This is a genomic window from Dietzia maris, from assembly GCF_014144855.1.
GTDB lineage: Bacteria > Actinomycetota > Actinomycetes > Mycobacteriales > Mycobacteriaceae > Dietzia > Dietzia kunjamensis.
Map to the genome: position 1 here is coordinate 1 of NZ_JAALDN010000064.1, position 7869 is coordinate 7869.

The window sequence follows — 7869 nt, forward strand, 5'->3', positions numbered from 1 at the left end:
CACGCGTCGATCACGGCCAACGCGCCGGGCGTGTCCAGGTCGTCCGCGAGGCGCTCGCGCAGAGCCGTGATCGCGGCCGCCGAGTCCGCACCGGCGCCGCGGGCGACGGCCCGGTTCCACGTGTCGTACCGGAGACGGGCGGCCTCGAGGAGCTCCCCGGACCAGGACCGGTCCACGCGGTAGTGCCCGGCGAACAGGCCGAGCCTGATGAGCGCCGGGTCGACGCCCTCCTCCCGCAGCGCCTGCACGCGCACCAGGTTGCCGAGCGACTTGCTCATCTTCACGCCGTCGAGCCCGATCATCGCGGCGTGGACGTAGAAACGGGCGAAGGGCGCCTCCCCCGTGGCCGCCTCGGCGTGGGCGGCGGAGAACTCGTGGTGGGGGAAGGCCAGGTCGCTGCCGCCACCCTGGATGTCGAACTCCATCCCCAGGCGGTTGCGGGCGATCGCGGAGCACTCGATGTGCCACCCGGGTCGGCCCGCCCCCCAGGGGGAGGGCCAGGACGGTTCGCCGGGACGATTGACACGCCACAGCAGCGCATCCAGCGGGTGTTCCTTGCCGGTTCGGTCAGGGTCGCCACCGCGCTCGGCGAAGGCGACGGCCATCTCGTCGTCGTCGTAGCCCGACTCGTACCCGAACTCCTCGGTCGCGCGGTGGCGGTAGTAGACGTCGGAGTAGCCGTCGACGGCGGGGTCGATGCAGTAGGCGTGACCACGCTCGAGGAGCTCGGCCACCATCTCCACGACCTCGTCGATGGTCTCGGTGGCCGCGACGTAGTCACGCGGCGGGAGGACCCGGAGCGCCTCCATGTCCCCGCGGAACCGATCGGTCTCGCGGTCCCCCAGCTCCTGCCAGTCGACGCCGTCTCGCTCTGCCCGCTCGAACAGCGGGTCGTCGACATCGGTGGTGTTCTGGACGTAGTGAACCTCGTGCCCGGCGTCGAGCAGCTGACGGTAGACGAGGTCGAACGCGAGATAGGTGGCCGCGTGACCGAGATGGGTGGTGTCGTACGGGGTGATCCCGCAGACGTACATGCGTGCGACGGGCCCCGGCGCCACCTCGCGGGCCTCCCCGCCGGCCGTGTCGAACAACCTCAGGGGGGCGCCGTCGCCGGGGACCGAGGGGACGACAGGCGTGGACCACGAGTGCATGCGGCCGAGTCTAGAGACCACGCGGTCAGAAGAGCGGCCAGGGTAAGGGGTAGCCGGGGCCGGGAACGGGGAACACCCGCGTCGCCAGGAGGGCGTCGACGCGATCGGTGAGAGCCTCGACCTCGGCGGAGGAGAGCAGGTCGGACAGGGCCGCGCCGAGGGTGCCGCCCTCTGCCAGGTCGCGCCGGAGACGCTCCAACCCCGCCACGTCGTCGGCGGTGAGGGGTTGACCCGCCCACCCCCACAGGACGGTGCGCACCTTGGGCTCGGTGTGGAAGGACAGGCCGTGGTCGATCGCCCAGACGACCCCCGCGGCGTCGACGAGGACGTGTCCGCCCTTGCGGTCGGCGTTGTTGACCACGTGGTCGAACACCGCGATCCGGCGCAGCCGGTCGTCGGTGCCGTGGGCGACCACCACGTCCTCTCCCCGCGCGCCCTCCCCCCGAAGCACGACTGCCCGACCGCCCGGGACGGCGTCGGCGGGGTGGACGTCGATCGGGTCGTGCCCGGAGCGTTGCTCGCGATCGACCTCCTCGATCCAGCGCTGGGCCATCCCCGGCCCTCCCGGGCCGTGCGCGGACACGGTCTGTGGCACGAGGTCCCAGCCCAACGCCTCGGAGACCGCGTGTGCGGCGATCTCCCGCGCGGCGAGGCTGCCGTCGGGGAAGTCCATCAGCGGCCGCTCGCCCGCCGACGGTTTGTAGACCCAGCTGTCCCCGTGGGCGTCCACACAGTGGTAGACCGCGTTGCTGCCGGACGGGATCCGGTACAGCACGGTGAGTTCGGGGCTGACCGGGCGGTCGGTCACGGGTCGATGAGGTCGGTGAGCGTCTCACCGGACCGCGGGAGATAACCGTTGAGGCGGACGCACAGGTGACCGGTGGTGTCGATCGGTTCGCCGCACAGCGGGCACGGGGCACGCCCGGCGGAGACGACCTTCTCGCTGCGGAGCACGAACTGCCGGGCGCGCTGTGGGGTGAGGAAGACACGCAGCGCGTCCGGCGCGTCCTCGGCGTCCGACAGCACCACCGACTCGTCTGTGGCGGACGGGTCCATCGCCAACAACTCCACCACGATCTTGGAGTGCTCCCCGTCCCAGCCGAGCCCCATGGTGCCCACCTGGAACTCGGCGTCGACCGGCATCTCGAGCGGGTCGAGATCATCCACGACGCCGCCGGCGGGCGGGATCGGGACGTCGGACTTGTCGGCGATCTCGTCGAGCAGGTCGCCCATCCTCTCGGACAGGATCTGGGCCTGCTGCTTCTCGCACCGCACTGATATGGTCCGGCCCGCCTCGGTGGCCTGGACGAAGAAGACGCGCTCGCCCGGCTGACCGACCGTGCCCACCACGAACCGGGTCGGGTCGCGGAACTCGTGCACTGCCCTGCTCATGCGGGTGGTCTCCTCGTGGGGTGGATGGTGGTGCGGATCATCAGGCTACGTTCCCGCCGGGGACGGCGTCCGAGCTGGCGTGCCCCGCCGTGGCGTCGCCGACCCGGCCGGCCGGGTCCCCGCGGAGACCCGCCAGGTCGCCGCCGGTGTCGTTGACCCGGAGCACGAACGGGCGGTGTGGCGTGTACCGCACCACGGACACCGATGCGGGTTCCACCACGATCCGCTGGAACTGGTCCAGGTGCATCCCGTAGGCGTCCGCGATCACCGCCTTGATGACGTCGCCGTGGCTACACGCCACCCACAGCACGTCGCGATCCGCCTCGTCCGCCAGGCGCTGATCGTGGCGACGGATGGCGGTCACCGCCCGACCGGCCATCCCGGCCAGGGACTCTCCGTCCGGGAAGACCGCCGACGAGGGGTGCTGCTGGACCACCGACCACAGGTGCTCGGAGGCGAGGTCCTTGAGCGGCCGGCCCGTCCACGAGCCGTAGTCGACCTCGACCAGCCCCTCGTCGACCAGCGGCTCCACGCCCAGCGACCGCGCTAGGGGTTCGACCGTCTGACGGCACCGCATGAGGGGCGACCGGACGACCGCCTCGACGGGCAGTTCCCCGAGCCGACGGCCGAGTTCCGCGGCCTGGGCGTGGCCGGTGTCGTCGAGGCCGACCCCCGGTGTACGGCCTGCCAACGTGAGGGCGGTGTTGGCGGTGGATCGGCCGTGCCGGAGCAGGATGACGGTCATACGGGAAGATTACCGACGGCCCGCCGGGTCGGTCACCGGCCGGGCGGCGGCCCCGGTCAGGTCGCGGGGATCGTGCCGGTGCCGAGCAGGATCATCACCAGGGCGCCGAGGAGGATGCGGTACCCGGCGAACCAGGCGAGCGAGTGGTTCTGCACGAACCTCAAAAGCCAGGCGATGGCCGCGTACCCGATGACGAACGCGATCGCCGACCCCACGAGGAGCTGGAATCCGCTCGCCGACTGCCCCACCGACGGTTCGAACGCGTCGGGGAGGCTGAACAGGCCCGAGGCGAGGACTGCGGGGATGGCCAGCAGGAACGAGAACCGCGCCGCGGCCTCGCGCGACATGTTGAGGAACAGGCCGGCGGAGATCGTGCCCCCGGAGCGGCTCACGCCCGGGATGAGCGCCAGACACTGGGCCAGCCCCATGACGATCGCGTCCTTCATCGTCAGACCCTCGAGCGATTTGGCGTCGACGGGGCGGTCCTGCCGGCCGAACCTCTCGGCGAGCAGGAACACGAAGGAGAAGACGATGAGCACGATGGCGGTGATCCAGAGATTCCGCGCGGCGTCACGGATGAAGTCCTTGCCGACGAAACCGATGAGCGCGATCGGAACCGAGCCGACGATGACGAACCACCCCAGGCGGTAATCCGGGTCGGCGCGGTGCTCGGAGTCGAACACGCCCCGGAACCAGGCGACGAGGATGCGCACGATGTCCTTGAAGAAGAACACCAGCACCGCGGCCTCGGTGCCCAGCTGGACCACGGCGGTGAAGGACGCGCCTGCGTCCTCGCCGAAGAACCAGGTGGAGAAGATCCGTAGGTGGCCGGACGACGACACCGGCAGGAACTCGGTGAGGCCCTGGAGCACCGAGAGCACGACGACCTGGAGCCAGGACATCCCTTCCGCGGTGGGCGCGGCGAGGACCGATGTGTTCACGTGCGCTGTTTCCTCTCGGGTTCCGGCGGATCGGACGCGGATCGCGTCACCGCACCCAGCGAGAGTAGTCGCCCGGACCTGGACGGTGCCCGAGCACCCGCGTGGTGGACAATGGCGGGCAGTCGAAAGGAACACCGTGCACCGACGTGTCCTCCACCGTTCCGGCATGCCCGCCGCCCTCCTCGCCCTGGCGATCGCACTGACCGCCTGCTCCTCGCCCACCGCGGAGCTCGAGGAGCAGAACAGAATCGCCCAGGGCAACGCCTCCCCCGCGGAGTCGCCGCAGGTCTCCGACCCCGCCGGGGGTGACGTGATCCCGGTTCCCGGCTCGGTCCGCTCCCTCGTCGCGGTGGGTGACCGGGTCATCGCCCGGGTCGACGACCCGCCGTCGCTGGAGATCGGTCGAATCGACGGCACCCGCTGGGTGGAGGAGGACTCCGTGCCGCTGCCCCCGGGTGCCGGCGATGCCTCGGCCGCGCACGACGGCACGGTGCTGGTCCCCCACTCCGACGGCGTCGTCCTGGTGTCGGCCACCGGGCAGGTCCGTGAGATCACCGGGCTGGGCCCGGTCACCGCGGCCGCGCTGACCACGGACGGTCGACTACTGACCGGCACCCCGGAGGGCGAGATCGTCGTGCGCGACGCCGACGGTGCCGAGCAGCGTCGCATCGGCGGGCTGACCGCCGTGGACCGGATCAGCGTCGCCCGGGACGGCTCGGTGACGGCCCTGAGCCGCCCCGACACCGTCATCGCCAGCATCGACCTCGACTCGGACAACGCCGGGCCGCTCCTGCGTGCCGGCAAGGGGGCGGGTCAGCTCGACGAGTTCGGCGAGCGTTCCGTGGTGGCCAGCGACACGGTCGGCGGGACCCTGCTGGTGTACTCGACCTCGCCCGTCCGGCTGCATCAGCAGTTCCCCGTCGCCGCGGCCCCGTGGGCGGTGGCGGAGGACACGTCCAGAGGACTCGTCTGGGTCACCTCCACGGGGACGAACACCGTCCAGGCGTACGATCTCGGCGACGGCGTCGGTATCCAGCGCGCGGACATCCCGACGGTGCGCCAGCCCGACTCGCTGGCGGTCACCGACTCGGGGACGGTGGTGGTCGGTTCCGCGGATGGGGCGGGCCTGCACCTCATCCGACCGACCCTCACCGAGCCGGCGAGCTGATCGCCCAGAAGACCCACGTCCCGCCCGGGGACGTTCACCGAGGAGGACCGTGTACGCACTGCTCAAGAAGGTGCTGTTCCGCTTTCCCGCGGAGCGGATCCACCACCTGGTGTTCGGCCTGCTCAAGCTCCTGACCCTGGTGCCCCCGCTCGGTGCCGTGGCTCGCCGGATCCTGGGTGTGCGGGACCCCGTGCTCGCCCAGGAGGTGCTCGGTCGTACCTTCCCCGGCCCGCTCGGGTTGGCGGCCGGGTTCGACAAGAACGCCGCCGCCGTGGACTCGTGGGGCGCGATCGGCTTCGGGTTCAGCGAGGTGGGCACCGTGACCGCCTCTCCCCAACCGGGCAATCCCACCCCACGCCTGTTCCGGCTCGTCGAGGACCGGGCGATCCTCAACCGGATGGGGTTCAACAACCACGGGGCCGGTAACGCGGCCAACAACCTCCGTCGGCGCCGCAGCAGTGACCCGGTGGGTATCAACATCGGCAAGACCAAGGTGGTCCCTGCGGAGGACGCGGTCCGCGACTACGTTGCCTCGGCGACGATGCTCACGGGTCTCGCCGACTACCTCGTCGTCAACGTCAGCTCCCCCAACACCCCGGGACTACGGGATCTGCAGGCCGTCGAATCGCTCCGGCCCATCCTCGCGGCGGTGCGGGACGTGGCCACGATCCCCGTCCTGGTGAAGATCGCGCCCGACCTGGACGACGCGGACATCGACGCGGTGACGGACCTCGTGCTGGAACTGGGGCTGGCGGGCATCGTCGCCACCAACACCACCATTTCGCGTGACGGACTGCGGACCCCCGCCGCGGCGGTCGAGGCACTGGGCGCCGGGGGCATCTCCGGCGCGCCGGTCGCCGCCCGGTCGCGGGAGGTCCTCTCGCGGATCCACGGACGCGCAGGCGGCCGCATCGTCATCATCTCCGTCGGTGGCATCGAGACGCCCGAGGACGTCTGGGACCGCATCACCCACGGCGCGAACCTCGTCCAGACCTACACCGGGTTCATCTTCACCGGACCCACGCTCCTGCGCGGCACCAACCGGTTGGTGGCCAAGCGCCTCCGCCAGGGCGGGTTCGGGTCCCTGGCGGAGGCCGTCGGCTCGGCGGTGCGCTGAGCGCTACTGAGCGCTACTGCTCGAAGATCCCCGTCACCGTGCCGCGGGCCAGGCCCTGGCCGAACAGGTTGAACCCGACGAACGCGCACGAGGCGTCGTCACCGAGCTCGATCTCGTCGCCCACCGCGTGGACGGCGAGGATGTAGCGGTGCGGCCCGTGGCCCGCCGGCGGGGCCGCGCCCACGAAGCCCTTGAAGCCGGCGTCGTTGCGGACCACGACCGCGCCCTCGGGGAGGCCCGAGGTGTCGTCGCCCGTGCACGCGCCCTCGGGCAGTGAGGTCACCTCTGCCGGGATGTTGGCCACCGACCAGTGCCAGAAGCCCGACGCGGTGGGGGCGTCCGGGTCGAAGACGGTGACCACGTAGGTCCTCGTACCCTCCGGACCCGCGCTCCAGCTCACCTGTGGCGACCTGTCCTCGCCGCCCTCGACACCCATCTTCCCGCCGAGCTGCGCGGCCGACAGGGTGGCACCCTCGGTGAACGACTCGCTCGTCACCTCGAGGGCCGGTAGATCCGGGAGTGCGGCGTAGGGGTCGGGCACACGGAAGTCGGTCATCGTCATCCTCCTGCGATCGTGGCGGTGTGGAGTGGTCCTCCATCCGGTCACGTCCCTGTCTACCAGCCCTGTCTACCAGCGATGACCCGGCGGTGGGAGCCGCGGCGGGACCCCGATTTGGTCCACGGTTCGGGCATCGGCTAATGTCATTCCTCGCACGACCAAGCCGGACACGAGCCGGTGGAGGTCACCAGTGTGCGAGCGCGAGTGGCGGAATGGCAGACGCGCTAGCTTGAGGTGCTAGTGTCCTATTAACGGACGTGGGGGTTCAAGTCCCCCCTCGCGCACACTGTGTCGAGACAGTAGAAGTGGCCCCGGATCCGTGAGGATCCGGGGCCCACTTGTTTCTGGGTGAGTTTTGCTGGGGAGGTCGCCCGATGGCCCGCACACCCCGCACACCGCCCCCCGCTCAGCAGCAGCTCATCGACCGCCTGCGCGAACTCCTCGTCGATGAGCCGGTGACCCGCGAGGTGTCGATGTTCGGCGGCCACTGCGTCATGGTGTCCGAGAGGATCGCGGTCAGCGCCGGACGGGACGGGTCACTGCTCGTGAGGGTCTCCCCCGACCGGCACGATGAGCTCATGGCCCTGCCCGGCGCGATCCGGGCCGAGATGGGCGCCGGGCGGGACATGGGGCCCGGGTGGATCACCGTGGAGCCGTCGTCGATCGCGACGGACGATCAGCTGGCCGGGTGGCTCGCGCCGGCCCCGGAGTACAACCGTTCGGTCACCGGCGGGACGCCGTGAGGGCGAGCGCCGGCCGACCGGGCGATGCGGCGGGACGGGCCCTGGCAGCTGCC

At 71.1% G+C, this 7869-nt stretch carries 9 protein-coding genes and 1 tRNA gene; 4 read left to right on the forward strand and 6 right to left on the reverse strand.

Annotated elements, in window-relative coordinates; genetic code table 11:
* From mshC to G6024_RS02515, 5 genes are all read right to left on the reverse strand, one after another.
* Positions 1–1151, reverse strand: a 1151-nt coding sequence (gene mshC, locus G6024_RS02495) for a cysteine--1-D-myo-inosityl 2-amino-2-deoxy-alpha-D-glucopyranoside ligase (protein WP_159147878.1), incomplete at its 3' end; no start/stop codon positions are given.
* Positions 1152–1176: 25 nt separating this feature from the next.
* Complete coding sequence (locus tag G6024_RS02500; protein ID WP_067714424.1) at positions 1177–1959, reverse strand: Rv2133c family protein; 783 nt, start codon at positions 1957–1959, stop codon at positions 1177–1179.
* Positions 1956–2543, reverse strand: coding sequence for an Rv2134c family protein (locus tag G6024_RS02505; protein WP_067714421.1), 588 nt, complete (start codon positions 2541–2543; stop codon positions 1956–1958). The genes G6024_RS02500 and G6024_RS02505 overlap by 4 nt, the downstream gene beginning before the upstream one ends.
* A gap of 40 nt (positions 2544–2583) precedes the next feature.
* On the reverse strand, positions 2584–3288 hold the full coding sequence (locus tag G6024_RS02510) for a histidine phosphatase family protein (RefSeq protein ID WP_067714418.1): 705 nt from the start codon (positions 3286–3288) through the stop codon (positions 2584–2586).
* Between the two features lie 56 nt (positions 3289–3344).
* Positions 3345–4190 carry an undecaprenyl-diphosphate phosphatase gene (locus G6024_RS02515; RefSeq protein ID WP_194307203.1) on the reverse strand — a complete coding sequence of 282 codons (846 nt, stop codon included), beginning with the start codon at positions 4188–4190 and terminating at the stop codon, positions 3345–3347.
* 205 nt (positions 4191–4395) lie between these two features.
* Here G6024_RS02515 and G6024_RS02520 point away from each other — a divergent pair, with 205 nt between their 5' ends.
* Both G6024_RS02520 and G6024_RS02525 read left to right on the forward strand, forming a co-directional pair.
* On the forward strand, positions 4396–5397 hold the full coding sequence (locus tag G6024_RS02520) for a YncE family protein (RefSeq protein ID WP_067714412.1): 1002 nt from the start codon (positions 4396–4398) through the stop codon (positions 5395–5397).
* A 49-nt stretch (positions 5398–5446) separates the two neighbouring features.
* On the forward strand, positions 5447–6514 hold the full coding sequence (locus G6024_RS02525; protein ID WP_096905474.1) for a quinone-dependent dihydroorotate dehydrogenase: 1068 nt from the start codon (positions 5447–5449) through the stop codon (positions 6512–6514).
* Positions 6515–6527: 13 nt separating this feature from the next.
* Here the strand turns inward: G6024_RS02525 and G6024_RS02530 are convergent, their stop codons facing one another.
* A complete protein-coding gene (locus G6024_RS02530; RefSeq protein WP_067714407.1) occupies positions 6528–7070 on the reverse strand; it encodes a YbhB/YbcL family Raf kinase inhibitor-like protein in 543 nt (180 codons plus the stop codon).
* 201 nt (positions 7071–7271) lie between these two features.
* On the opposite strand from G6024_RS02530, the gene G6024_RS02535 reads away from it, so the two are divergent.
* Positions 7272–7357: transfer RNA gene (locus tag G6024_RS02535), tRNA-Leu, on the forward strand.
* 90 nt (positions 7358–7447) lie between these two features.
* Positions 7448–7816 (forward strand): TfoX/Sxy family protein, encoded by a 369-nt coding sequence (locus G6024_RS02540; RefSeq protein ID WP_119191686.1) that lies wholly within the window; start codon positions 7448–7450, stop codon positions 7814–7816.
* The last annotated feature ends 53 nt before the right edge of the window (positions 7817–7869 follow it).

Excerpts from the sequence above, each read along its gene's own strand:
- G6024_RS02505 (WP_067714421.1), bottom strand. The coding sequence starts at position 2,543 with ATGAGCAGGGCAGTGCACGAGTTCCGCGACCCGACCCGGTTCGTGGTG.
- G6024_RS02510 (WP_067714418.1), bottom strand. The coding sequence starts at position 3,288 with ATGACCGTCATCCTGCTCCGGCACGGCCGATCCACCGCCAACACCGCC.
- G6024_RS02515 (WP_194307203.1), bottom strand. The coding sequence starts at position 4,190 with ATGTCCTGGCTCCAGGTCGTCGTGCTCTCGGTGCTCCAGGGCCTCACC.
- G6024_RS02520 (WP_067714412.1), top strand. The coding sequence starts at position 4,396 with ATGCCCGCCGCCCTCCTCGCCCTGGCGATCGCACTGACCGCCTGCTCC.
- G6024_RS02530 (WP_067714407.1), bottom strand. The coding sequence starts at position 7,070 with ATGACCGACTTCCGTGTGCCCGACCCCTACGCCGCACTCCCGGATCTA.
- G6024_RS02540 (WP_119191686.1), top strand. The coding sequence starts at position 7,448 with ATGGCCCGCACACCCCGCACACCGCCCCCCGCTCAGCAGCAGCTCATC.